Consider the following 25,732-nt stretch of genomic DNA (forward strand, 5'->3'; position numbering starts at 1 on the left):
TGAAATTTGACATTCAGGTTCTTTTTGCTGCACAGAGCGGGTGAAATCCTCCGAATGGATGTTTTGGGTTACATCGCTTCTTCAATTTCAGGCAGTGCATTTTGTGCTGATGTGTTTCTGATGCGCTGATTCACATACAGAACCAGGCCCACAACGATCCATCCTGTGCCGAGCAGCAATGAGGAAGCTTCAAGTTGAGTGATGAGATATAAAATGAACATGGCTCCTAACAAGGGGAAAACCATTCTTACAATCCAGTCCTGCACACTGCGCTTTTTCTCGCGAATGATGTAATGACAGATGACGGAAAGATTGACGAACAGAAAGGCGGTTAGTGCACCAAAACTGACAAACATGATAGCCGTCTCAAGACTAATGAACAATGCAGCCAGCGAAATGGCACTGACCAGAACGATATTAAATACTGGTGTACGGAATTTGGGATGGATTGAACTGAATTTTCGAGGCAGCAAGGAAGATCTTCCCATGACAAACAGCAGTCTTGAAACAGTTGTCATGGAGGACATGCCCTGCGCGAGTACGGAGAAAATGACGACAAAGGTGAAGATGGATGCAAGTGCTCCTCCACCAATGACCTGCATTAATTCGAATCCTGCGGAGTCCATATGAGTAAACGTGAAGGAAGGGTACATTTGTTGAATCAAATAAGCCGTTGCGAAGTACATAATGCCTGCAACACTGACGATAATGAGAATGGCCCGAGGTATCGTTTTTTCGGGTTTACGTGTTTCTTCTGCCATCGTTGTAATGGAATCAAAGCCAAGGAATGAAAAACAGACGAGAGAAGCACCAGCCATTACGGCGGAGAAAGGAACGCCTTCTACCGAATGAAGGGGATTGAATCCTGCTGACACCCCTTGGGTCATGGCTTTGTATACAAGAAAGGCGCAAAAAGCTGCTATAAAAATGATCTGCATCAGCACGAATATTTTGTTGACGTTTGCGGACGTTTTGATGCCGATCACATTGATGGTCATCACAATAAGGGTGAGCAGCACAATCCAGACTGCTGAAGGGATGGAGGGAAACTGGGCATGAAGATTAATGCCAAACATGAGTACAGCCACAATGCAGGAAAACAGATAATCGAGTAGAATCACCCAGCCGACCAAAAAGCCGATAAAGGGGTTCATTGCCTGGCTAACATAAGTGTATGCCGAACCGGACACCGGAAAAGCTTTGGCCATTTGCCCGTAGCTGGCTGCCGTAAACAAAATGGCTACAAAAGCAAGGACGTAGGCAGCGAGCAGCATGCCTTGAGATCCTTCATGTAGGACGCCAAAACTTGTAAAAAAAATCATGGGAGACATCCAGGCCAGCCCCATGGTCACCACATGGCTCAAGGAGAGATTTCTTTTGAGTGTTATATTTTGTGACATTACAGAACCTCCTTCAATATCGAAAATGATACAACGTTTAGCTATGTCATGACACTTCACATTCTTGCAGGGGTTTTATTAAAAATCAAGTTATTTTTTCGAAGATATACGAACGTTCGTTCATTTTCTATAGTAGTATTTTCGTCATTTTGAGCGGATTAAGAAATAAACACAAACGAAATGGACTATTTTTTAGTTTTTTTCAAAAAAACTATTGTGAAATATGATATTTGATGTTAGTATTCATAACATGAATTGCATACAATGTTTTCTAGGGTTCCGAGCCGTACACGGCTGACTGGTCCGAGAGAAAACGCATGGGGTATATAACCTGATGTACACGGCGGGATAAAAGCCCGGGAGAATCGATCAAAGAGCAATCTTTGATGTTTCTCCCGGGCTTTTTTCTATACTTTTCTACAGGAGGAATGAACAATGAAACCCATATTTACGATGACAATGCAGCCTGGCAGCAAATGGTCTGCCCATGTAGGAAGAGGAAAAGCGATCACATTAACGGCAACAGGTGATCGGGCCAACGTATCAGCATTGTTATTCCATACTCTTGATGCGGCGGAACGCTATAACATGCCTGATACGCTGAAAGCCCAACATACCGCTTATTTGACGACAGGCAATGTACTGATGAGCGATCAAGGGAAGGTGCTTGCTTCCATTACGGAGGATACGGTCGGCTGGCATGATCCATTATCGGGATATACGACACGTGAGGCTACCGATGAGAAATACGGGAAAACAACTTATCAGACTCAGCGCAACGACTGGTTGAGAAGCGGGGAAGAGAACTTCAAGGTGGAACTATTCCGGCATCATCTGTCGCCGCGAGACATCGCGGTTCCGATCAACTTTTTCTCCAAGGTCGTATGCGAGCTGGATGGAACGATGAAGTACACGTCACAGGAAACGACAGAACGCTCGGTTACGATCCGCACGGAAATGGATATTCTGCTTGTGCTATCGAATACGCCGCATCCGCTGGATCCTTCAGGGCAATATCCTGATGCAAGCATTATCGTTTCGGTGTCCGATGCCGAACCGGTATCTGAACTGGACTCATGCGTCATGCACTGTGATGAGAATCGGAGAGCCTTTGAAAATACATGGAATGCCTATGCTTTGCTGAAGGGGGCCAACTAATATGAGTACCATTCAACCAGTACAGAGTCAAATGCAGACGGAGAAAGCTATGTATGAACACGTGATTCCTGCCGGTGACGGCTGGTTACATGATCTGCTGCCAGGGCAAATCCTGCGCATTGTCGATATGGAAGGCAATCAGGCCGTTGATACACTATTCTATTCCACGGAAGATCCGACCGACCATTACAGCGCCGTACGCACGATTACCCACCAGGGGAATCTGTACTTGACGACAGGTTCTACATTGCTCACCGAATCAGGCAAAGAGTTGTTGCGGATTACGGCTGATACTTGCGGCAGGCATGATACGATTGGCGGCGCGTGCTCAGCACAGAGCAATACGGTTCGCTATGCACACGATACACTTCCGATGCACAATTGCCGCGACACTTTCATGCTGATGCTCTCTCAGCGAGATGAATACACCAAACGGGATCTCGCCCCTAACGTTAACTTTTTCATGAATGTGCCGGTTACGCCCGAAGGGGAACTAACATTTGCGGACGGCATTTCCGCACCGGGTCATTACGTTGAGCTGCTTGCCCTGGCTCCGGTAACGGTTCTAATCAGCAACTGCCCACAGTTGAACAATCCATGCAATGCCTATAACCCCACTCCGGCCAAAGTGCTTATCTGGGACGCAGAAGGAGCGAACGCCAATGTTTAAAAAAGTATTGATCGCCAATCGTGGTGCCATTGCGGTACGCATTATCCGAACTTTGCGTCAGATGGGCATTTCCAGTGTAACCATCTACACCAAGGCAGACCGCGACAGTGTTCATGTTGAGCTTGCAGACGAAGCAGTGCTGATCGGTGAAGGTCCTGCGAGAGAGAGTTACGTTAACGCTGACTTGGTCCTCCAGACCGCTCTGGAAGCAGGGGCAGACGCCATTCATCCTGGCTACGGATTTTTGAGCGAGAACGCAGGCTTTGCCAAAGCATGTGCAGAACAGGGCATTGCTTTTATCGGTCCCTCTCCCGAGCATATTGAGCTATTTGGCTTAAAGCATACCGCACGAGCGATGGCGGCGGAAGCGGACGTACCTTTGCTGCCAGGCACGGGTCTAATGCATTCTCTGGAGGAAGCCGTTCAACAGGCTGAAGAAATCGGTTATCCCGTCATGCTGAAATCAACGGCTGGTGGTGGTGGGATTGGCATGCGGGTCTGCGAAAGCGAAGAGGTATTGAAGGAAGCGTTCGAATCGGTATCTCGCCTGGCATCCGCCAATTTTAATGACGGCGGTGTGTTTCTCGAAAAATATATTGCGCGTGCGCGTCACGTCGAGGTTCAAATTTTCGGCACAGGTAACGGCGAAGCGTTGGCTTTGGGGGAGCGGGACTGCTCGGTACAGCGGCGCAATCAGAAAATTATCGAGGAAACCCCAGCACCTAACTTGCCAGATGTCATTCGGCAAGAGATGCATGAATGTGCCCGAAGACTGGCGATTTCCGCAGGTTATCGTAATGCGGGCACGGTGGAGTTTTTGTACGATCCCGAAGAGCAGAAATTTTACTTCCTGGAAGTGAACACAAGGCTTCAAGTAGAGCATGGGGTGACGGAAGAGGTACTTGGCATTGATTTGGTGGAATGGATGGTCAAGGAAGCTGCGAATGAATCTGGTTCTTTGAACGTTTCGGTCCCCGCGCCAACAGGGCACAGTCTGCAAGTGCGCTTGTATGCAGAGGATTGCATGAATGATTTTCGGCCAAGCGACGGACGTATCGACGCTATTAACTGGCCAGAGAACGTGCGAATCGAGAGCTGGATTCAGCCTGGGTTAAACGTGACTACGCTGTATGATCCGATGCTTGCCAAATTGATCGTACATGCTAACACACGCAGCGAAGCAATAGACAAAATGAAGGATGCACTGCGTCAGCTCAGGGTGTATGGTGTAACGACCAATCAGTCTTATATTGAAGCATTTCTGCACAGCGATTCATTCAAAAGTGGAGAAGTGCATACCCGAATGCTTTCTGGCTTTAAACCAATGGAGTATGCGATCGAAGTATTGGATGGCGGTGTTCAGACAACCGTACAGGACAGTCCTGGAAGAATTGGCTATTGGGATATCGGTGTACCGCCATCCGGTCCGATGGATCAGCTTGCTTTTCGCATAGGCAACAGGCTGTTAGGCAATGACGCACAAGCGGCCGGACTGGAAATGACACTTCGCGGGGGATCGTACCGCTTCAGGGATGAAATCACCTTTTGCTTAACCGGGGCTGACATGCATGCCGAACTGGATGGTGTTATCGTTGAACCGTACACGCCGACAATAGCATCCCTTGGTTCGGTGCTGACCTTGGGCGAAGCCAAACAAGGCATGCGGACATATTTGCTCGTATCCGGCGGTTTCGATATGCCGCTCACTCTGGGGAGTGCAGCTACATTTACTTTGGGCGGATTCGGTGGACATCGCGGAAGTGCGCTGCGAACAGGCGCTGTGCTTCGGGTGCGCGAAGAAAAAGGAACTCTTGGCGCACTTGCACCTCTAGCGGCTGATCGGAGGCCCGAATACAATAACGAATGGACGATTGGCGTAATACCAGGACCACATTGTACGGACGAATACGTGCTCCCGGCTTATCTGGATCAGTTGACCGAGACCACATGGGAAGTGCATTTCAACAGTTCCAGAACAGGCGTCAGATTAGTTGGTCCGGCTCCGCTGTGGGCAAGAACCGACGGTGGAGATGCAGGACTGCATCCTTCCAATATACACGACAATGCTTATGCTGGGGGTGCATTGGATTTGACGGGTGATATGCCGATTCTGCTTGGTCCGGATGGTCCCAGCCTTGGTGGTTTCGTCTGCCCGGTCACAACGGCGACCGCAGAATTGTGGAAGCTCGGCCAATTAAGCCCGGGTGACAAAGTCCGCTTCAGACTTATAACCGTTGAAGAAGCTGAACAGTTGAGAGCGGAACAAGAGCTATATTTAAGAGAACTGGGTGGTCAGCTGCCGTTTCCCGTTTTACCGGAAACCTCTACTGGTGAGTATATGCCGATATTAGCCCAAGCGGTAGAAGGCCGACGCTTCTCTATTACCGTACGCTGCTCTGGTGATGAAAATATTTTGGTCGAGTATGGCGAACGCGAATTGAACCTGTTATACCGTTTCCAGGCTTATGTGCTAATGGAAGCGATCAAACAGGATGGTAACATCCCATATATCGAGTTGACTCCAGGTATTCGCTCTCTGCAAGTCCATCTGGATGCTGCCCGCATGACAGTAAAAGAAGCGGCTGCCCTCATTATGGATCTGGATCTGCAGCTTCCGGAACTGGAAACGATTGAAGTGCCTTCGCGAATCGTCAAATTACCGTTGTCCTGGGATGATCCGGCCACCCAACTTGCTATCGAACGGTACCAGCAAAATGTTAGACCGGATGCACCGTGGTGCCCTAGCAACCTGGAGTTTATCCGGCGGATGAATGGACTTGGATCACTGGAAGAGGTAGCGGAGATCGTGTTTAATGCTTCCTATCTCGTTATGGGACTTGGAGACGTGTATCTTGGTGCTCCGGTAGCCGTACCGCTGGACCCACGCCATCGGCTCGTAACAACCAAATATAATCCGGCGCGGACGTGGACTCCGGAAAATGCCGTTGGCATTGGCGGCGCATATCTCTGTGTATACGGAATGGAAGGCCCTGGCGGATATCAGTTTGTTGGTCGTACGGTACAAATGTGGAACTCGTTTAGGGAAACAAGCAATTTTGAGGCAGGGAAACCATGGCTGCTGCAGTTCTTTGATCAGCTTCAGTTCTATCCAGTTTCGGAAACAGAGCTGCTGAACATGCGTGAGGAGTTTCCGCGTGGAGGCTTCGCTCTGGAGGTGGAAGAAACCACATTTCATTTGGGAGCGTATCTGGATTGGCTGGGAACCATTGAAAACGAGTCGGGCCATTTCCGTCAGCAGCAGCAGAGCGCGTTTCAGGCTGAACGAAATTACTGGAAGGAGCTTGGTATTGCCGAGTATGTATCCGAGCCTGAAGCAGCGGCTGCAATGGAGGAAGTGGAGATGCCAGAAGGAAGTCTGGGCATGAGCAGTTCCATGTCGGGAAGTGTATGGAAGGTGCTGGTTGAGCAAGGACAGGAAGTTCGAAAGGGCGACACCATTATAATAGAAGAAAGTATGAAAATGGAGTTCCCGCAGCTCGCTCCAACGGATGGAATCATCGCTTCCATTTATGTATCGCCGGGAGATCAGATTAAGTCGGGGGACTGGATTGCTGCCATCATCCCAACGAGCAAGGAGGAGGTTGCATCATGACGGTACATGCGATCCCGAAAATCATGACAATTGAAGCACTCCGCACAGGTTATCTTCGAGGAAGCTTCACACCTTTGGAAGTCATAGAGAGCATTGTCCAGCGAGCACGGGATTCAGAAGACTATCATGTCTGGATCACACCCCCGTCACTGGAGCTTATAGCTCCATATTTAGTCAATATTCAACATATGTCCGTTTCCGAATATCCACTGTGGGGCATTCCATTTGCAATCAAAGATAACATCGAGGTTCGGGGCTGGCCTGTAACGGCTGGATGTCCCGAGTTCTCATCAATCTCCGAACAACATGCGATTGTGGTGGAAAGATTGATCGCCGCAGGGGCCATTCCTGTCGGTAAAGCCAACCTGGATCAATTCGCCACAGGGCTGGTTGGTACGAGAAGTCCTTACGGTGAGACGCATAACGCATTACGGCCTGAACTTATCAGCGGAGGATCAAGTTCAGGTTCAGCGGTAGCGGTGGCGCTTGGGCAAGCAGCTTTCTCGCTGGGCACGGATACTGCCGGTTCGGGCAGGATTCCGGCCGCACTGCATGGTCTGATTGGTTACAAGCCTGCTGTAGGTGCTTGGCCATCCACCGGTTTGGTGCCTGCATGCCGCAGCATTGATTGCATTACCGTGTTTGCGCATGATTTGGAAGATGCCGTTGCAGTTGACCGGACGGTACGTGGCCCGCACAGTGAAGATCCCTTTTCGAAAGATCGTCCTTTGGGTCCGACTCGGGCACCTGCCAAGTGGTTGCTCCCCCAGGGAAAGCTGAACTTTTTTGGTCCATTCGCTGAGGCATACGAAACTGCCTGGCTAACAGCCAAACAAACCATGCTGCAGTCGGGGTTAAACGTGGAAGAGGTCGATATCTCTTTGCTGCAAGAAGCAGCAGCACTTCTGTATGAAGGACCGCTTGTTGCTGAACGCTGGGCAGATCTGGAGATGTTCGTCGAGCAGCATCCTGGGACGCTGTTTCCCGTGACGGAGAATATCCTTCGAACAGGCAGCAAGGAGACGTTTACAGCTGCTGCACTATTTCGTGCACAGCACCGACTGGCTGAAATTCGGCGCAGCACGGAAGAGCTGCTGCAGAATGCCGTCCTTATACTGCCAACCTGCGGAGGAACGTGGACAAGAGAACAGGTGTGTCAAGACCCGGTCCAAACCAACAGCCAAATGGGGCTGTACACGAACCACTGCAATTTGCTCGATCTAAGCGCCATCGCTATTCCGGCAGGCAAAGTGGCAGAGGATATGCCTTTTGGAATAACGCTGTTTACACTGCCTGAGCATGAAGCTGCCATGGTTGAAGCGGCAAAAATGGTTGAGCAATACCAGGAACGTATCCTGGTTGCTGTATGTGGCCTGCATATGAGGGGCATGTCACTGGAACCCCAGATGACTGGTTTCGGCGCTTTCTTTGTGGAGGAAGCACAAACGGCACCGGCATATCGGTTGTACAAACTGGATACGAATCCTCCAAAGCCGGGCCTGGTGCATACACATGAAAATGGTGAAGCCATTGAACTGGAGCTCTGGAGCATGCCACTTTCCTCCTTTGGTGCGTTTACTGCAGCCATCCCGGCTCCATTGGGCATGGGCAAAATCCAGCTGTATGACGGCAGGGTGGTGTCGGGCTTCATTGGCGAGGCGTCGGCTGCTCAGGATGGGGTGGACATGACACATCTAGGTGGATGGAGAAACATCGTTTTAGGTGATTTAGAAGGAACCAAGCAGGCGTCTAATGTTTAAAGCGGGTTGTAAGGTTTACTACTGCTAGAGATGCTGTCTGTTTCCACCGTTAACCGTTTCCTGGTATTTCACCGGGGAGCGGTTGTTTTACAGAAAAAGCAGGGTGAAGATGGAACATGGTGAATATATACATAGCATAGGATTCGGATTTTTGCGAATGGAAAGTTGAACGTTGTTTTTTCCAGTTTTAAAATATGAATTACTAGGTTTCATAAGTTACCACAGTATTTATTATGTAAACTAAATTCATACGGTTTAATAAGGAGATAACGATTATGGAAGGTAACATTCCTGATCCGACATGGGCAAGACTAGGTTTTAGGGAACCGCCTGATTTTAATCACTCAGGACAAAATATTGGAATTGTAATTATTGATAAAATTAAGCCCCATCATACGATTCGACATTTAGGTCATCGGATCAAGCAGGTCACCGTCCATGATGACTTGTCTATAGAATGCAGCAATGTTGCGCTAGAACCTCCCCCGGAGAAAGATGTGGAAATGGGTGTACATGGCTTACAAACTGTACTTGCTCTATCACATATGCCATTTGTGATCGGGGGACAAACGCATGTAGGACTAGCACCTGCAGCGAACTATATTGTGCTCGATCATGGAGCATTCACGGAGGGTGAAGGAGAGCGTTTAAAAAGAGGAATGGATTGGATATTAACGGAACAAACCGAATGGAATATTAAAATCATTTTATGTATGGGTTGGCAGGCTTCAGATCATATTGTTCACCTAAACCATACCCAGGAGAACTCTACAGTTCAAGCTTTGGATTCTGCGCTCCAGCATGGCATACTTGTGATTTGCTCCAACGGCAATACAAGATTAGGCAACATCATGCCACCTATTGATTACTTTACCGTGGGTGGCTACAATGATCGTGGAAAAGCAAATCGTCATTTGCATGTCCCCTACCCTGATGAACCTTTTGGCAGAAATGGTGACGGACACTATAGACCTGATATTTTAGCTCCAAGAGTATATTTAACGATTCCATTCTGTGAATCCAAAGAGAAACCTGAGAAAATATCGTATTATTGGGGAACTTCTGGTGCAGCAACGCTTGTAACGGGTGTTGCTGCATATTTGTTTTCTAAATACCCTGAAATAAGCTCAAAAGACCTGCGTAGGTTACTGGTTGAGTTCGGAGATCCATTAATCGAGTATGAGAATAATGCCCCAAGAATAAATGTCGGTAGAGTTACTAATAGCTTGGAGATGGGGGATAAGCTCCCAAAAAGTAAAAATGTAAATTGCTTACCAAGCGTTAAAACGATTGCCCAAGCATCTATTCATTCTTCGGATGAGATCGAGAGAGGGTTAGCTCTAACCAGTCTTGTTCAACGTCAACAATGTACTCGTCAAGATTTATGGAAGTTCACTGAAGATGATTCCTCCGTCGTTAGAAAAATTGCCGTATTCGCCTTAATTAAACCGGAAAATGAACAGGAGAGAGCAACGTTCTGGGAGAGATTAAGCGCAGAAAGTGAGGGTGGGGTCCGTGGCTGGTATGCGTATGGGTTGTTGCAAGATGCAGACGAAGTGGAAGCTCCCAAATGGATTCCATGGTCTACAGATACGAACTGGGCAGTGCGTTGGTGTGTGAGTGAATACTTATCCCAATATACGGATTTCTTACCCCAACTGGAAAAAACTCATGATCCGGATTTAATCCAAGATAAGGCGTTAGCTGTACTTCAATGGTTAAGCAGCTACAGATCATTAGAGTAATTAGTTAGTCGCATTACAAGAAAGAACAGATTGCTCAGCATCATATGGAAGGCAAGCCGAACTCAAATTGGCTTGCCTTTTCGATATGCATTAACATCGACTGAGAGGTGTTGAGAGGAATAGGCAATCATTTGAGACAAATGAGATAACGGTTGCTCTTTCAATTGTTGCATAATAGGAATAAGCAGAGCATGGATTGATTATTCGAGGGATTGTTGCTGTAGAAAATATGAAATGACATTATCCCAATAATATAAGAGAAAGGGCCGATGAAGGCATTTGAAGAACGGAAGACTTTCCGATCATTCATGAAACATGCTTTCAACTAATCATGAGGAGGAATTGAAATGGAATATGTAACTTTAAATAATGGGGTAAAGATGCCGATTCTAGGATATGGAGTGTATCAAATTCCAGATCAGGCTGAATGCGAAAAATGTGTGCTTGATGCGATAAGTGTAGGCTACCGTTCCATTGATACTGCACAGGCTTACCGAAATGAAGAAGCAGTGGGACGAGCCATCAAGAAAAGTGGAGTGTCGAGAGAAGAGTTTTTCATCACGACCAAAGTCTGGATTTCCAATGCAGGCTATGAAAAAGCAAAAGCATCCATTGACGAATCCCTGAGAAAACTCCAGCTCGACTATCTGGATTTGCTCCTGATCCATCAGCCATTCAATGATTATTATGGGACATACCGTGCAATGGAAGAATACTATAAGGCTGGTAAAATCAAAGCGATCGGTGTAAGCAACTTCTATCCGGACAGATACATCGACCTGGTTCAGTTCAGCGAGGTAGTGCCGGCTGTTAATCAGGTAGAAACCCATGTGTTCAACCAGCAGGTCAAAGCTCATGAAATTATGAAAAAATACAATACGCAGATTGAATCCTGGGGTCCTTTTGCAGAAGGGAAAAACGATCTGTTCACCAATGCTACGCTGCAGGAGATTGGTGATCAATACAATAAGTCGACAGCTCAAGTTGCTTTACGCTTCCTGATTCAGCGAGGTGTAGTGGTCATTCCGAAAACAGTCAATAAAGACAGAATGGAACAAAACTTTAATGTTTTTGATTTTCAATTAACCTCGATGGACATGGAAAAGATAGCCGCGCTTGATACAGAACAAAGCGCCTTTTTCTCCCACTATGATCCACAAACCGTTGAATTCTTAACGGATTACGGTAAAAAAGGTTTGGAATAAGGTTAAACTCAATACTACTTTGAAGACCGTCCTGCTGGACGGTCTTTTTGCCATATAAGGGTATAATCTTACGGCTAATGCTGCAAGCACGAAGATAAGAACGTTTTGTTTATTATTTCATTTAGTACCAATACTACATAACTGAGGGGGATTGGTACTAAATGAAGCCCGATTTTTCCAACCAAATTTGCCAAAATATCGATCTCATTTGTGACTTCATGGGAAACAGTTCCGATGTTGTGGTTCGTGAAATCGCGATCGGCAGCAACCACGCCGCACTTTTTTATTTGGATGGGATGACCGACATGCAGAAGGTACAGGACAACGTAATTCGTCCGCTGCATGAGTGCTCCTCTTCTGATGAGATCACGTTAACGTTCATAAAGGATGGCATTTTAGATGTCGGTGAAGCAAGTCTGATTCAGAGCATTGAAGATGCGTTGGACCAAATCCTTTCGGGTGGAGTTCTTCTGTTATTGGACGGTATGAATGAGGGTTTGATCATTGCTTTGCCTGGATGGGAAGAACGCAGCATTACGGAATCGAAGGCGCAGCCTGTTATCAGAGGTCCGCAAGAATCGTTTACGGAAACGTTACGCACGAATACGACAATGGTTCGCCGCAGAGTGAAGGATACAAGAGTTAGGCTGACAAACGTCAAAGTTGGTCAGAAAACAAAGACGGACATATCGGTCATGTATATGCATGGAATTGCTGATCTGGACATGGTGCAGAGCATGATATCCAGATTAAAGAACATGCGTGTAGATCGCGTACTTGAAGGTGAGTACCTCGAAGAATGTCTTGTTGAGAATAAACAGTTGACGATTTTCCCGATATTTTATAATTCGGATCGTCCTGATTCTATTGCAGCTGGAGTGATGGAGGGGAAAATTGCGATATTTGTGGATGGAACTCCCTTCGTCATCCTTGCACCTGCGGTATTTGTTGATTTCATTCAATCCGCGGAGGATTATTATCAGTCCTATATTTACAGCAGTATTATTCGAATATTAAGGTACATCTGCCTGGCCATATGCATGTTGGCCCCTGCCATATATGTAGCGTTAACGACGTTTCATCAGGACATGATCCCAACGGTTCTATTGTTAAGTTTATCTGCGCAACGTGAAGGAGTACCATTTCCGGCATTTGTCGAAGCGATGATCATGGAGGTGATTTTTGAGATCCTGAGAGAGGCTGGTCTTCGTATGCCACGGACGGTCGGTCAGGCAGTTTCCATCGTCGGATCCATTGTGATCGGCCAGGCAGCCGTAGAAGCAAACATCGTTTCGGCTGTTATGGTCATCGTTGTAGCCATTACTGCGATTTCCAGCTTTGTTATTCCCTCATATACGATGGCCATTCCAATCCGGATATTACGGTTCGCTTTTATCGGACTAGCCGCGATGTTTGGGGTGTACGGATTGACTATTGGCCTTCTCATTCTCTTGGTACACTTGAATAGCCTTCATTCCTTCGGTGTACCGTATATGAGTCCATTCGCCAATTATAATTCGTCTAAGCAGAGGGATGCCATATTGCGTTTTCCATTTAGCAATAAAACAAATCAACACAAAAAACAAAAGGAGTAAGCCCAATGAACTCGTACCGATCTGCCATATTCACACTGATGATGTACACCTTGATGATGATCGTTGTTACGGGTTGTTGGAATAGTAAGGAATTAAACGAAATATCCGTTGTGATGGCTATGGGCATTGATACTGTAGATGACCAATATGAAATCAGTCTGCAAGTAGTTGACCCCTCACAAATGTCTCGTAATCGAGCTATGGAACGAACGCCGACAATCGTTTTCTCAAGCCGCGCCAATACACTATTTGAAGCCCTTCGAAAACTCACAACGGAATCATCCCGGAAAATGTATTTGTCTCACTTGAAGTTTGTAATCTTTGGCGAGGAAACGGCAAAAAAAGGCATTAAGGAGCCGCTGGATTTTCTGTTCCGCGATCATGAAGTGCGGCCTGATTTTCATCTGGCCGTTGTCAGAGGGAGTTCGGCTAAGGAAGCCGTTACTTTTGTTGCTCCTACCGAGGTTTTGCCTGCTATGGATATGTATAAAGCTTTGAATGTGTCCGAGAAAACATGGGCGCCCACTTCCGCAGTCAATGTTAAAGATATTTTGCAGCGTTTAACGAAAGAAGGCATAGAACCGGTTCTTACGGGTATTCGATTGCACAATTTAGAAAAAGGCCTGAGCACTGATAATGTGACCAAGTCACCTCAACATGTGAATTATTCATTTACCGGGATTGGCGTGTTTCAGGGTGACCGGCTGATCGGCTGGATGGACGAATCCAAAAGCAAAGCCTTTACCTACATATCCAACCGTGTTTCCAGTACAGTCGCTTCCATTAGTTGTCCGAATCAAAAAGGGACGTTTGCATTTGAAGTCATACGTAACAAAGTTAAAATTGTTCCACATATACAGAATCACGAACCGCACATTACTCTTGTTGTGGATACAGAAGCCAACATTGGGGAGGTCGAATGCAAAGCAGACTTTATGGATGAGACGACGTTCAATAATTTTCAAGAAGCAGCCAGAAAGGAACAAGAAAAAATCTTGAAGGAAGGCATTCGGAATGCGCAGCAGATCGGTTCGGATATATTCGGGTTTGGAGAAGTATTTCATCAAAAGTTTCCACATGAATGGCATGAATGGAAAGCGGACTGGAAGCAAAAGTTTCAAACACTCGAGGTGAATCTTGATCTCCGCTATCATTTAAACCGTCTTGGAAAAATTACAAATCCTATGGATTCGGATTCGCACAATTAGGAGTGAACGTATATGCAGTATGTGATTCTTGTAGTTGTCATCCTTACCATGTCATATGAGTTTCGAAATTTGAAGGAGAAGCATTACATACGTGAGATCGTATATAGTTCGGTACTGTTGACTATAGGCGTTATATTGATCGTCCTGGAAATTGCCAACATGAAACTGCCGAGTCCACTGATGGGTATTCGAATCCTATTTCAACCGGTAAGCCAGTTCTTTGTAAACATATTATCTTAGGGGGTAATGGAGTGAATACCAAGTTGACCGTTCGACAGGCTATTACATGGTTTGCACTGTATCAAATCGGAAGCGCCTATCTAGTGCTCCCGGCTGCCCTTAGTTCTGTCGCTAAACAGGATGCTTGGCTTTCCATTCCTCTTTCCCTGCTGTTCCATCTGTTATTGATCCCGTTATATACCTCCATCGTCAGAAAAATGCAGGGAAGGTCCTTCGTGGAGTATCTCCGCTGTCTCTTCGGTCCTTTGGGCGGAACGATAGCCACCGTTTTCATTGTTTGTTACCCCTTTCTTGAGTGTGTCATGACGCTTCGAAACCTAGGCGACTTTGTCACGACATCCATTATGCCGGAAACTCCCTATGATGCCGTATATTTCATTATGCTTATAGCCGTTTATTTCGCCGTTAAGTCGGGTCCAGTTGTTATTGGCCGTTGTGCGGAGATTCTGTTCTTTTTCCTTCTAGCCTTGTTTCTATTGGTCAGGATTACTCTTCTTCCTGGGTCAGAGCCTAACAATCTGCTTCCTATTTTGGAAAATGGGTTGAAACCTGTCGTTCTCGCATCCATTAATTTATTGGCGTTTCCCTATTTGGAAGCGATCCTGTATCTTTTCTTTGCACATCACTTTTCGGATCCAAAACAGTGGAGAAAGTCGGTGATAGCAAGTGCTTTGATTAGCGGAGTGATGTATTTTTTCATGGTTCTGCAAATCATCACAGTGATCAGCGCGGGTGTAGTGGCGGATTTGACGTTTCCCACATTTTTTATTGATCGAACCATCAGTATCGGCGAGTTTCTTCAACGATTTGAAATCATCCTTGCAGTGGTCTGGTTCGTTACCATTTTCTTTCGACTTGCGCTGCTGCTGTATATTTCTTCGCAAGGACTTGCAGAGGCTTTTCGACTTCGAAGTGCTAATGCTCTGCTAGTTCCGCTGGTGCTGATTGTATTAGCTATGGCTGATTTCATTTGGCCAAACATTTCATTTATCATTGAGTTCAATCAAATATGGCCCTACTACGCCATGATCTTCGGCATTGTGTTCCCTATTGTGCTATGGTTGACTGGCAAGATGAGAGGACCATTAGACTCGATCAAAAAGTAGAGCAAGTAAAATACCCTGTATGCGGAGTGATCCGCAAGCAGGGTAATGAAGTACTAAAAACAGCTAAACGAACTGATCCGCTGCAGATCAATGCCGCTGTACAGCCAGAAGAAACCATTCCAACGGAAGCCAGCCACCGAATTTCTGCCGACAAATACCGGATACATCCAGAAGCCGGGCCCCTGATTCGGCCATATATACGTGTAGCGGAACAGACAACCGGATATTGCTCTCGGATCTACTGCAAACAACGAAGGGGATTGCTGTGGAATGAATGAAGGCGGTGGCCCAGGAGGGGGCTGCACACCTTGGGGTCCGCCGCCTCCGCCTCCAGGGAACGATGGAGGACCAGGTGTTCCACCGGGACCGCCAGGACCACCTGGTCCGAAAATCCCTCCAGGACCTCCAGGTCCACCAGGTCCACCAAATCCTCCGCCGGGTCCAAAAGGGGGTAAAAATGTCATACAACATCACTCCTGTTCATTAGTCTGGTGTATAGTATGTAGGCATTTGAGCAGGGGGAATGGGTGAGAGCCCATTGATGGCCATAAATTAGTGGCTTTTTGGAAATAGGGTCCGGATTCACTAAGTGAATACTTTTCCATCTGGTAAGTAACATTACACCTCATAAGAGGTGTTTTTTATTCTCATTATTTCGAAGTGCAGAAAATTTTGGAAAAGTGTACTTAAAACTTTATTGACATGACACCGATAGGTTTCATATAATCAAATCGACACTAAATGGTGTCCAATTGAGAAAAGGTAGCAGCGGCTATGCTGCTCTAAATATTGCATCTTGGGCGCTGCGACCAAAAAGCCGCAAGCTATAGAGAGGCAGGAGATCAACAATTGTCCCTCCGGATCACCATCCATAGTTATCCATAGTGAAGATTGGAAGAGTGGTATGAGCGAGAACAAGCAATCACGAGATGTTTTTGTCGCCATAGCCGATCCAACCAGGCGCCAACTTATGCAGCTGTTAGCTCAAGCAGACGAAGTACCGCTTCATGAATTAACGGCACGGTTGTCCATGGGCCGGACAGCGGTATCCAAGCATTTGAACATCCTGAAAGAGGCTGGTCTGGTTGTTGATCGAAAGGTCGGCAGAGAAACGCGGTTTAGGCTAAACGCCTCTCCACTTAGAGAAGTTGAAAATTGGTTGGCTTTTTACAGCAAGTTCTGGAGTATAAATATGATGCGCTTGGACCAACTATTAGAGGAGGAAGAAGAATGAGTTTAACATTGGAATTGGATTATCATATAAGACATCGGTCGAGAAGCTGTGGTCAGCCTTAACTGATTCAAACAAGCTTGCCAAATGGGTGGCCAACATCCATACCGGTCAAGGAATGGTTAATGATTTTAAACCGGTCGTTGGACATCGTTTTCAATTCCGCACGCAGGCTACGGAGTACTGGAAGTGGAATTATTGAAGGTGAAGTACTGATCGTGGACGAACCTCACCGGTTATCCTATACTTGGGAGAGCGGTGAGAAGCATACGATTACCTGCACACTACAGGACCTAGGAGATGGAAAGGTTAACCTTCACCTCGAACAAACTGGAATCTCTAACGCTCAGGCACTGGGTGGAGCTAAGTATGGCTGGAGTAAATGGTGCGACGAGCTTGAAAAGATCTTGGCCTAATTGAAAATGGAGGATAAGCATATATTTTTAAGCTTATGCTTGTCCTTTATTCTGAACCATGGATTATAACCAAAAGTATCAGGGGGTAATTTTATGTTGAAAGGTGAAAGAAATACGAAGATTGATCCTTATTTTAACAAGCTTAAGAACTGGAAAGAAGAATTCGAGCTGTTGCGTGAGATCGTACTTGACTGCGGACTGACGGAGGAGTTCAAGTGGATGCATCCCTGTTATACATATGACAACAAAAACATCGTTTTAATTCATGGTTTCAAGGATTACTGTGCACTGCTGTTTCATAAAGGAGCCTTGTTGAAGGATCCGCACGGAATCCTGATTCAACAAACGGAGAATGTTCAGGCAGCCAGGCAGATTCGGTTCACCAATGTTCAAACGATAGATGAAATGCAGCTGATGATCAAGGCTTATATTGATGAAGCCGTTGAAGTTGAGAAATCCGGTCTGGAAGTGGAATTTAAAAAGCACTCGGAATTCACCATTCCTGAAGAGCTGGCTAATAAATTCGTAGAAATCCCTGACTTGAAAACGGCTTTTGAGGGATTGACGCCGGGGCGGCAACGAGCCTATATCATGCATTTTTCTTCACCCAAACAATCCAAAACTCGTGAGTCAAGAGTCGAAAAATATATCCCTCATATCCTTGATGGGAAAGGATTAAATGACTAGATGTGAAACAGCAGAGAAGCGATGGTTCAGCCTTGAGCCCTCGCTCTATTTTTACTTTCTTGTGCACAACATTGACTTTGTCATTTTGGTATTATAATATAAGCATGCACTTATATGCAGAGAGGAGAACATGTGATGAATTCTATTCAAGAAGCATCTGATAAGCTAAAATTGCTGGGCGATAAAACACGTCTAACGATATTATCACTCCTCCAAGAACGTGAATGGTGCGTATGTGAATTTGTTGACATTCTGGGCATGTCTCAACCTGGAATCAGTCAACATTTGCGTAAGTTAAAGGATCAAGGCCTGGTTAAAGAGAGCAAACGGGGACAATGGGTATATTACGCTTTGAATGTAGAGGAAACTCCTTACATTAAGTCCGTTTTGGAATTTATGCCAGACTCGGCAGCCATTCTTAAGTCTTTAAATAAAGAGGGCATTTCATCAGGGTGTAAATAATTTTTCTGCACAATATATAAGTATATTATTATATACAAATATAAAAGATAATAAACGGATAGGGGGTGTATGTGTTTGTTTGCTACGCTTCTTGCGAGCACTATATTTTTGATAACCCTAGTTCTTGTCATTTGGCAACCTAGAAACCTGTCCATTGGTTGGTCTGCTTGCGGTGGAGCGATTCTCGCTTTACTTGTGGGTGTAGTCACTTTCAAGGATGTATGGGATGTTACACAAATCGTCTGGAACGCCACACTTGCTTTTGTTGCAATCATTCTGATTTCGTTGATTCTGGATCGGATTGGATTTTTTGAGTGGGCTGCTTTACATATGGCGAAGGCGTCACATGGCAACGGTGTCCGAATGTTTGTATACGTATCGATTCTGGGAGCGATCGTTTCCGCTTTCTTTGCCAACGACGGAGGAGCGTTGATTCTGACGCCGATAGTTCTGGCTATGGTTAGAGCACTTCACTTTGATGAGAAAAAAGTATTCCCATTTATCATCGCCAGCGGATTTATTGCAGATTCGACATCCTTGCCACTTGTTGTAAGTAACCTGGTCAACATTGTCTCTGCTGATTTCTTTGGTATTACCTTTATGGAGTACGCAGGGAAAATGTTCATTCCGAATCTGTTCTCACTGGTTGCAAGTATAGGCGTGCTGTATCTCTTTTTCAGAAAAAGTATTCCGAAACGCTTTGATGCCAGCGAATTGAAAGCTCCCGTAACGGCCATCAAGGATATGAAGATGTTTCGGTTGTCGTGGGTGGTCTTGAGCGTTCTGCTTATAGGATACTTCGCGAGTGAATTTATAGGACTTCCTGTATCCCTTATTGCGGGTGTTGTTGCAATGTTCTTCCTGTTCATGGCTTCCCGAAGTTCTGCTGTACCGACCACATCGGTCGTGAAGGAAGCACCTTGGGCCATCGTATTCTTTTCAATCGGTATGTATGTTGTCATCTATGGCCTGCGTAATGTTGGTCTGACGGATCTGCTGGCCGTAGCGATCCAGGCTGTGGCCGATCAGGGATTGTTTGCTGCAACCCTTGGGATGGGTTTTATTGCTGCAATTATTTCATCCCTGATGAACAATATGCCTACCGTGTTGATTGATGCTCTAGCCATTGATGCAACAACGGCTACGGGGACTGTTCGGGAGGCGCTCATCTATGCCAATATCATTGGATCGGACTTAGGTCCAAAGATTACCCCGATTGGTTCACTTGCGACCCTGCTCTGGCTTCATGTGCTTAGCACCAAAGGTGTCAAAATCTCGTGGGGCACTTACTTTAAGACAGGCATCATTATAACGGTACCAACTCTGTTTATTACGCTAGTGGGACTGTATCTGTGGTTAAGTATTATCTAATTCAAACTACGAGGAGACGATGAATATGACCAAAAAAACACTTTACTTTCTATGTACAGGTAACTCTTGCCGGAGCCAAATGGCCGAAGGCTGGGCCAAGAAATACCTTAGTGACGAATGGAACATTTATAGTGCAGGTATCGAGGCACATGGTCTAAATCCCAAAGCGGTAGCAGCCATGAAGGAAGTTGGCCTGGATATTTCCAGTCAAACTTCAGACATGATTGACTCCGAATTGCTGAACAACGCAGATTTCGTCGTTACCCTATGTGGGGACGCAGCAGATAAATGTCCAATGACTCCTCCACAAGTGAAGCGGGAACACTGGGGATTCGATGACCCTGCAAAAGCACAAGGCACTGATGAACAGAAATGGACCGTTTTCCAAAGGGTACGTGACCAGATTGGAGAACGGATTAAAACCTTTGCTGAAACCGGCAAATAAGGTGACGGCTTGTTTATGTGTTGGATTTTTCAAATGAAGCATCAGATTTGAAAGCAATGATAAGCCGCTATTTTAGCGGCTTTTTTTCTGTTATGAATGCAGGATTTGGAAGTCTTATAGTATAAAATTCTTTTCGTTTGACGAAACAGTACAGAAGGATCAAGGCAAAGGAAAATGTTCTTCATGCGGCGAAAAATTTGTCAAAACGGTGATAATTATTATAGACTGTATTTTATGAGTTCTTGTCCAAGGGGGAAAATGAATGCATCAAAGGAAAAAACAAAAATCGAATAAAGCGCGGATTTTCTCAAAAGTATTATTGATTATCATCGGGGCATGTATTACTGCCTATGGTCTAGAAGCCGTATTGATCCCGAATAACGTCTCAGACGGCGGTGTGACAGGTCTGAGTATCGTTGGTTCACAACTGTTCGGATTGCCATTAGGGATACTGATTGGTGTAATTAACATTCCCTTTGTTTGGCTGGGATATAAGCAAATAGGTAAAAGCTTTGCTTTCTACTCGATTATCGGTATTGCCTCACTGGCGGTAAGCACCAGTCTTATGCACCATGTGCCTACAATTATTGAAGGGGACACATTGCTGGTTACGGTCGTCGGCGGGATTATCATCGGTTTTGGTATGGGTTTGGCATTGCGTAACGGCGGGGCATTGGATGGGATAGATATGTTAGCTGTACTGCTTTCACGTAAAGTTCCGTTTGGAACAAGTGATCTAATCTTATTCTTAAATATGTTTGTCTTTATTGTCGTTTCGACCGTATTTGGTCTGCAAGGGGCGATCCTGTCTGCACTTGCTTATTTTATTGCTTCCAAAGTCATTCATATCGTTGAAGAAGGCTTGAGCGGCTCCAAAACGTTTAAAATCATCACGAATCAACCCGAAATCATGGTCGAAACCATTCGTGACCGATTAGGCCGTGGAGCAACCTATACCGATGCTTATGGCGGTTACTCCAATGAACAGTTCAAAGAAATCACTTGTGTAATTAACCGTATGGAAGAGAGCAAAATAAAAGAAATTATTCACGAAATAGACCCGAATGCTTTTGTTGTCGTTTACGATGTAGCAGAAGTTAAGGGTGGTAGCTTCAAAAAGAAAGACATTCACTAATTACTTAAAAATGATGGACAGACAAGAACATAGGTTCAACAAGTCGCTATTGCAGCGGCTTTTTTTATGTTCTTAAACGTCAATCAAAGGTTCACGATCCGTTTGAAAAGGAAACAGAGTTCGAGCAGCCTCAACAAAGGTTTTTACCGCTATCGTACAATCTTTCTCGGGACCGGTTGCAATATGAATGTCCCGGTAGGCTTCCGGTGACAGGCGTTTCAGCGAAATACCCTGTGGAAGGTCCAGGAGAGACAACTCCGACATTACCGCCGACCCTTCACCGGCAAGAATCATTTGAAGCGATGTTCTGTAATTATAGAGGATGTATTCCACTTTTGGCGTCACTCCCGCACTTTCGAACCACTTCAGAACGGGGGGCTCATATCCAGCTTTCCAGAGCAGCATGGGTTCCTCACGCAAATCTTCAGGACTAATAATGGTCTTCTCGACTAATGGATGATCATCTCTCATGACCGCATATATGCCTTCCCGGTAAATAGGGAATGAATCGGTCGTTTCATCCGACGGGATGAGCAGACCCACATCGATCTGCCGATTATCCAACCATTCCTGTACCTCTGCAATGGTACCTTCCACAATGCTGAATTCCAGATTGGGATATTGTCGCTTAATGTGACGGATCAGTTTTGGGACAAAGTAGGACGAGGCTACCGGGAAAGCGCCAATACGGACGCAACCAGTCTCCAATCCCTTTTCGCTCGCGATTTCCTGATCGATTTTCTCATAACCTTGAAGGATTTCCCGGAAAATTCGGACGATCCGTTCTCCGATTGGTGTTAGCTCAACACCACGCCGTCGGTCCCGAATAAGCAGCGTAACCCCGAGTTCACGTTCCAGAGTAGTAACGGCACGGCTGACAGCCGGCTGCGTCATATTCATTTTCTCGCTGGCCATCGTAAAGCTGCGGGTCTCCGATATCGTGACGATCAACTGCAGAAGTGATTTGTTCATATCAAATTTGGTATCTCCTTCATGAATTATATTCATTTTATTTATAGATAAGCGTATTGTATCATGTTTATAAGAAAACAGAAAAGAAACCAGAAGTGAAACTTACCGGAATCTCAAACATGCCCATAGGGTAAAGGGATCTGGAATCAAAGTGGATAGGAGTTTGATTGTGATGAAAGCAAAAGCCTGGCTATTTTTAATATTGGCAAATTTGTTTTGGGCGGGAAACCTGATGTTTGGCAAAGCGGTGACGTCTGACTTTCCGCCGATCTGGGCATCCTTCTTGCGATGGCTGATTGCGGCTATTGTGTTGATTCCACTTGCGCAGTTGGTAGAGAAGCCAAAATGGCTGAAGGTATGGAAAAACAATTGGGGCGTTCTGCTATTCTTGTCACTGGTGGGCGTTGTGGCCTACACACTTCTCACATACACGGCTCTCCAACACACGTCGTCTACGAATGGCAGCTTGATTAACAGTTTAACTCCAGCCGTGATGATTGTATTGTCCCTATTATTTCTCAAAGATAAAATTACTAGATGGCAGGGTGCGGGGTTGGTATTGTCCTTCCTGGGCGTACTGACGGTATTAACGAAAGGACATTTGCTCGGGATATTCAGCACACACTACAATCAGGGAGACGGCATCATGCTGCTCGCAGTATTTCTGTGGGCTATCTATTCCATTGTCGGCAAAAGAGCGCAGCATCTTCCGCCGATTACATTTGTAGCCTTTACTGCTTTTATAGGCGTCGTTTGCATGACTCCACTGTTGTTCCTGCAGCCGCTGCATATCGAGCACGTCACTTCTTTTGGTATTACAGGTATCCTTTATTTAGGATTATTTCCTTCCATCGGGTCATTTCTATTCTGGAACCAGGGAGTCAAGGAACTCGGGCCAGGCAAAGCCAGTATCACGATGAATTTGATGCCCATTTTCACCGCGATTCTCTCTGTAATGTCTGGTCAGGAATTGCTGATCTCCCAGATCGTCGGCGGTGTAATCGTCATTATGGGGATGCTGTTGTCGGCAAACCTCATGGCCAAGAAAGGGAGAACCAAAACGTTTTGGAAGCGAACGGGCCGAACCGTTTAATAAGGAACACTTCCCATATTCCTCGGACGAAAAGCAGGGAAAATCAAAAAGACAGGGACGAGTATCCCTGTCTTTTTTGGTACTAACCTATTTTGCTGCCAGATTCATCTCCACACACATGAGAATAAAGGCTCCTGCTCCATGCAGGTCATTCTCGCTGGTTGGGCGTGCGATATAGTGGTCATAATCGCCAATTCCCGTTCCGATACAAATGTTGCCGATCACAACGTTACCATTCTCATCGAACTTCAGTGTATCAATAACTCCGTGGTAACCTTTCCAGGCATACTTCAAATATTGAGCGTCCAGATAGCCGAACCGAACCGCCTTGGCAATGGAGTGAGCAAACAATGCCGTGCAGGAGTTTTCGTGCCAGTTATCCGGGTGATCTCCTTTGTCGACGACTTGATACCATAATCCGGTGGTGGGATCCTGGTAGTTCGTCAGTGCGATCAGCAGATCCTGTACAATGGTCACGAGTTTGGCTTTATCGGGATGATCCTCTGGCATGTATTCAAACATTTCAAGCAAAGCGACAGGATACCAGCCGATGGCGCGGCCCCAGAATTCCGGAGCGAGACCCGTTACAGGGTCAGCCCATTTGGCTTCCTTGGTTTCGTCCCAACCGTGGTACAGCAAGCCAGTGGCAGGGTCTTTTGTATGTTTTTCCATAAGCAGTGCCTGAAAGACCATCATGTCGATGTAATCGCTCTCACCAAATGTTTTGGCAAATTGTACGGCAATGGGTCCAGCCATATATAAACCGTCCAGCCACATTTGATTCGGATAGTGTCCCTTGTGCCAGAATCCGCCGGAGGAATTCGTCGGCCAAGATTTCAGCAGAGGTACCAGGGTGTGCAGAGCTTTTTTGTACCGTTCATCTCCCGTCTGCTCGTAGAGCGTGAAGAGAAGCACACCAGGTTGTATGTCGTCTAACTCATCGGATTTAAACTTTTTGATGCTGCCATCCTCGAGAATTTGACTATCAACCCATCCTTTGATGTAGTCGTACAGCTTTTGTTCTCCGGTCTGCCGCCAGCATTTTTCCATGCCGGACAGAAAGACACCCTGATGGTAATGAAATCGATCCGGTGGAAGATTCTCCGGCTCAAATTTGTCCATTAACGCTTCGCAGGCTTTTAATGCCCATTGAATCGGGGTCGTGATTGATGAGGTGGTTTGCATGTATCCTTCCTCCTTGGTTGGTTGTATCTCCATTTTACCATCGGGATATGTACATTCTTTGCGGAATCTATCCATTTCTTCTTATTTCTTGCGATATAATAAACAACAGGGACGAGATGGAAGGGGCATTCAGTAAAATGGGGAATCTATATTACGAGAATCATGCGGGCACTTTTTTGGTATCCCACCGGAAAGCATTAAGCCATCACATGCCGGTTAGCCATTTTCACAGCACTTACGAAATTTATATTCTGATGTCGGGCAAGCGGGAATTTTTCATTCAAGACCGGACGATTACCATTAACGAAGGCGATGTCGTCATCATCGCCCCTAATATTCTGCACCGTACAACCAATGCGGAACGCCCAAAGCATGAGCGGCTCATTATTAACATGCATGAACAGTATTTTTCGCTGGATGGTTCTCATCGGGGAGCACTTCAGCCTATGCTGGAGCGAGATTATCTGATATTAAAGGATTCCTTGCGCAATCGGCAGCTGATTGAAACGCAATCCAGGGCGATTATTCAGGAAATGCAGGAGCGCGGTAGCGGCTTTGAGTTGTTTGCCCAGACGCTCGCCGTGCAGCTGCTTATCAAGTGCTGCAGACAATTCAGGCAGCATGATGCGGAACCGCTGGCATCACCAAGTCCCATGCATGAACGAATATCAGAGATTGTCCGTTATATTAACGAACATTACATGGAGGAACTATCCCTTCATTTGCTTGCGGACAGGTTCTTTATTAGTCCATATTATTTGAGTCGATCCTTCAAAGAGGCGACGGGATTTGCCTTTGTGGAGTACGTGAATAGTGTTCGGATCAAGGAAGCCAAAAAACAGCTCGAGAGTTCCAGCCTGAAAGTGAATTTGATTGCGAGAAAGGTGGGATTCGGAAGCGTAACGCATTTTGGCCGAGTGTTCAAAGTCGTTACGGGTCATTCTCCATTACATTATAGAAGGAAAGGAGAATGATTTTCATGCATAAGCACTGCTCTCTTTTGGAACACTTCTGTAGTGCGAATAAACAGCACTG

Annotated in this window: 22 protein-coding genes, 1 pseudogene and 1 riboswitch; of the genes and pseudogenes, 19 read left to right on the forward strand and 4 right to left on the reverse strand. The window is 46.0% G+C overall.

Annotated elements, in window-relative coordinates; translation table 11 throughout:
* Positions 1-68: 68 nt before the first annotated feature.
* Entirely contained in the window at positions 69-1,400 is a 1,332-nt protein-coding gene (locus tag AAIH57_RS04325) for an APC family permease (protein ID WP_430020666.1), read from the reverse strand.
* Positions 1,401-1,660: 260 nt separating this feature from the next.
* Positions 1,661-1,765, forward strand: a riboswitch (guanidine-I (ykkC/yxkD leader).
* Between the two features lie 70 nt (positions 1,766-1,835).
* Between AAIH57_RS04325 and AAIH57_RS04330 the strand changes: the two genes are divergently transcribed.
* The 10 genes from AAIH57_RS04330 to AAIH57_RS04375 all read left to right on the forward strand — a co-directional run bounded on the left by AAIH57_RS04330 (position 1,836) and on the right by AAIH57_RS04375 (position 15,700).
* Positions 1,836-2,558 carry an urea amidolyase associated protein UAAP1 gene (locus tag AAIH57_RS04330; RefSeq protein WP_430020667.1) on the forward strand — a complete coding sequence of 241 codons (723 nt, stop codon included), beginning with the start codon at positions 1,836-1,838 and terminating at the stop codon, positions 2,556-2,558.
* 1 nt (position 2,559) lies between these two features.
* A complete protein-coding gene (locus AAIH57_RS04335; RefSeq protein WP_430020668.1) occupies positions 2,560-3,228 on the forward strand; it encodes an urea amidolyase associated protein UAAP2 in 669 nt (222 codons plus the stop codon).
* Complete coding sequence (uca, locus tag AAIH57_RS04340; protein WP_430020669.1) at positions 3,221-6,841, forward strand: urea carboxylase; 3,621 nt, start codon at positions 3,221-3,223, stop codon at positions 6,839-6,841. Before AAIH57_RS04335 ends, uca begins: the two co-directional genes overlap by 8 nt.
* Entirely contained in the window at positions 6,838-8,601 is a 1,764-nt protein-coding gene (locus AAIH57_RS04345) for an allophanate hydrolase (protein WP_430020670.1), read from the forward strand. Before uca ends, AAIH57_RS04345 begins: the two co-directional genes overlap by 4 nt.
* 275 nt (positions 8,602-8,876) lie before the next feature.
* On the forward strand, positions 8,877-10,346 hold the full coding sequence (locus tag AAIH57_RS04350) for a S8 family serine peptidase (protein WP_430020671.1): 1,470 nt from the start codon (positions 8,877-8,879) through the stop codon (positions 10,344-10,346).
* Positions 10,347-10,693: 347 nt separating this feature from the next.
* Positions 10,694-11,551 carry an aldo/keto reductase gene (locus AAIH57_RS04355; RefSeq protein WP_430020672.1) on the forward strand — a complete coding sequence of 286 codons (858 nt, stop codon included), beginning with the start codon at positions 10,694-10,696 and terminating at the stop codon, positions 11,549-11,551.
* 161 nt (positions 11,552-11,712) lie between these two features.
* On the forward strand, positions 11,713-13,146 hold the full coding sequence (locus AAIH57_RS04360) for a spore germination protein (protein ID WP_430020673.1): 1,434 nt from the start codon (positions 11,713-11,715) through the stop codon (positions 13,144-13,146).
* Between the two features lie 5 nt (positions 13,147-13,151).
* Positions 13,152-14,354 (forward strand): Ger(x)C family spore germination protein, encoded by a 1,203-nt coding sequence (locus AAIH57_RS04365; protein WP_430020674.1) that lies wholly within the window; start codon positions 13,152-13,154, stop codon positions 14,352-14,354.
* Between the two features lie 12 nt (positions 14,355-14,366).
* A complete protein-coding gene (locus AAIH57_RS04370) occupies positions 14,367-14,594 on the forward strand; it encodes a hypothetical protein (protein ID WP_175394843.1) in 228 nt (75 codons plus the stop codon).
* An 11-nt stretch (positions 14,595-14,605) separates the two neighbouring features.
* Entirely contained in the window at positions 14,606-15,700 is a 1,095-nt protein-coding gene (locus AAIH57_RS04375) for a GerAB/ArcD/ProY family transporter (protein WP_430020675.1), read from the forward strand.
* Between the two features lie 53 nt (positions 15,701-15,753).
* On the opposite strand, the gene AAIH57_RS04380 is transcribed toward AAIH57_RS04375, so the two are convergent.
* Positions 15,754-16,164 carry a collagen-like protein gene (locus AAIH57_RS04380; protein WP_430020676.1) on the reverse strand — a complete coding sequence of 137 codons (411 nt, stop codon included), beginning with the start codon at positions 16,162-16,164 and terminating at the stop codon, positions 15,754-15,756.
* Between the two features lie 440 nt (positions 16,165-16,604).
* On the opposite strand from AAIH57_RS04380, the gene AAIH57_RS04385 reads away from it, so the two are divergent.
* The 7 genes and pseudogenes from AAIH57_RS04385 (at position 16,605) to AAIH57_RS04415 (ending at position 21,447) form a co-directional block, all read left to right on the forward strand.
* A complete protein-coding gene (locus tag AAIH57_RS04385) occupies positions 16,605-16,934 on the forward strand; it encodes an ArsR/SmtB family transcription factor (RefSeq protein WP_430020677.1) in 330 nt (109 codons plus the stop codon).
* Positions 16,931-17,347 (forward strand): annotated as a pseudogene (locus AAIH57_RS04390) (SRPBCC family protein). The gene AAIH57_RS04385 and the pseudogene AAIH57_RS04390 overlap by 4 nt, the downstream one beginning before the upstream one ends.
* Positions 17,348-17,440: 93 nt before the next feature.
* Positions 17,441-18,034: a YdeI/OmpD-associated family protein gene (locus AAIH57_RS04395; RefSeq protein WP_175394847.1), complete on the forward strand. Its 594-nt coding sequence runs from the start codon at positions 17,441-17,443 to the stop codon at positions 18,032-18,034.
* 135 nt (positions 18,035-18,169) lie between these two features.
* Positions 18,170-18,496 carry an ArsR/SmtB family transcription factor gene (locus AAIH57_RS04400; RefSeq protein WP_175394848.1) on the forward strand — a complete coding sequence of 109 codons (327 nt, stop codon included), beginning with the start codon at positions 18,170-18,172 and terminating at the stop codon, positions 18,494-18,496.
* A 75-nt stretch (positions 18,497-18,571) separates the two neighbouring features.
* On the forward strand, positions 18,572-19,867 hold the full coding sequence (locus AAIH57_RS04405) for an arsenic transporter (protein WP_281366013.1): 1,296 nt from the start codon (positions 18,572-18,574) through the stop codon (positions 19,865-19,867).
* A 25-nt stretch (positions 19,868-19,892) separates the two neighbouring features.
* The gene (gene arsC / locus AAIH57_RS04410; RefSeq protein WP_175394850.1) at positions 19,893-20,312 is read left to right on the forward strand and encodes an arsenate reductase (thioredoxin); all 420 of its coding nucleotides are present in this window, start codon (positions 19,893-19,895) and stop codon (positions 20,310-20,312) included.
* 262 nt (positions 20,313-20,574) lie between these two features.
* Positions 20,575-21,447 (forward strand): YitT family protein, encoded by an 873-nt coding sequence (locus tag AAIH57_RS04415; RefSeq protein ID WP_175394851.1) that lies wholly within the window; start codon positions 20,575-20,577, stop codon positions 21,445-21,447.
* Between the two features lie 72 nt (positions 21,448-21,519).
* On the opposite strand, the gene AAIH57_RS04420 is transcribed toward AAIH57_RS04415, so the two are convergent.
* Complete coding sequence (locus AAIH57_RS04420) at positions 21,520-22,419, reverse strand: LysR family transcriptional regulator (RefSeq protein WP_430020678.1); 900 nt, start codon at positions 22,417-22,419, stop codon at positions 21,520-21,522.
* Positions 22,420-22,591: 172 nt separating this feature from the next.
* Between AAIH57_RS04420 and AAIH57_RS04425 the strand changes: the two genes are divergently transcribed.
* The gene (locus AAIH57_RS04425; RefSeq protein ID WP_430020679.1) at positions 22,592-23,512 is read left to right on the forward strand and encodes a DMT family transporter; all 921 of its coding nucleotides are present in this window, start codon (positions 22,592-22,594) and stop codon (positions 23,510-23,512) included.
* Positions 23,513-23,599: 87 nt separating this feature from the next.
* Here the strand turns inward: AAIH57_RS04425 and AAIH57_RS04430 are convergent, their stop codons facing one another.
* Positions 23,600-24,697: a glycoside hydrolase family 88/105 protein gene (locus tag AAIH57_RS04430; protein ID WP_430020680.1), complete on the reverse strand. Its 1,098-nt coding sequence runs from the start codon at positions 24,695-24,697 to the stop codon at positions 23,600-23,602.
* A 137-nt stretch (positions 24,698-24,834) separates the two neighbouring features.
* Here AAIH57_RS04430 and AAIH57_RS04435 point away from each other — a divergent pair, with 137 nt between their 5' ends.
* On the forward strand, positions 24,835-25,671 hold the full coding sequence (locus AAIH57_RS04435; protein ID WP_430020681.1) for a helix-turn-helix domain-containing protein: 837 nt from the start codon (positions 24,835-24,837) through the stop codon (positions 25,669-25,671).
* Positions 25,672-25,732: the final 61 nt, after the last annotated feature.

Source organism: Paenibacillus sp. MABNR03 (assembly GCF_050455445.1).
GTDB lineage: Bacteria > Bacillota > Bacilli > Paenibacillales > Paenibacillaceae > Paenibacillus > Paenibacillus xylanilyticus.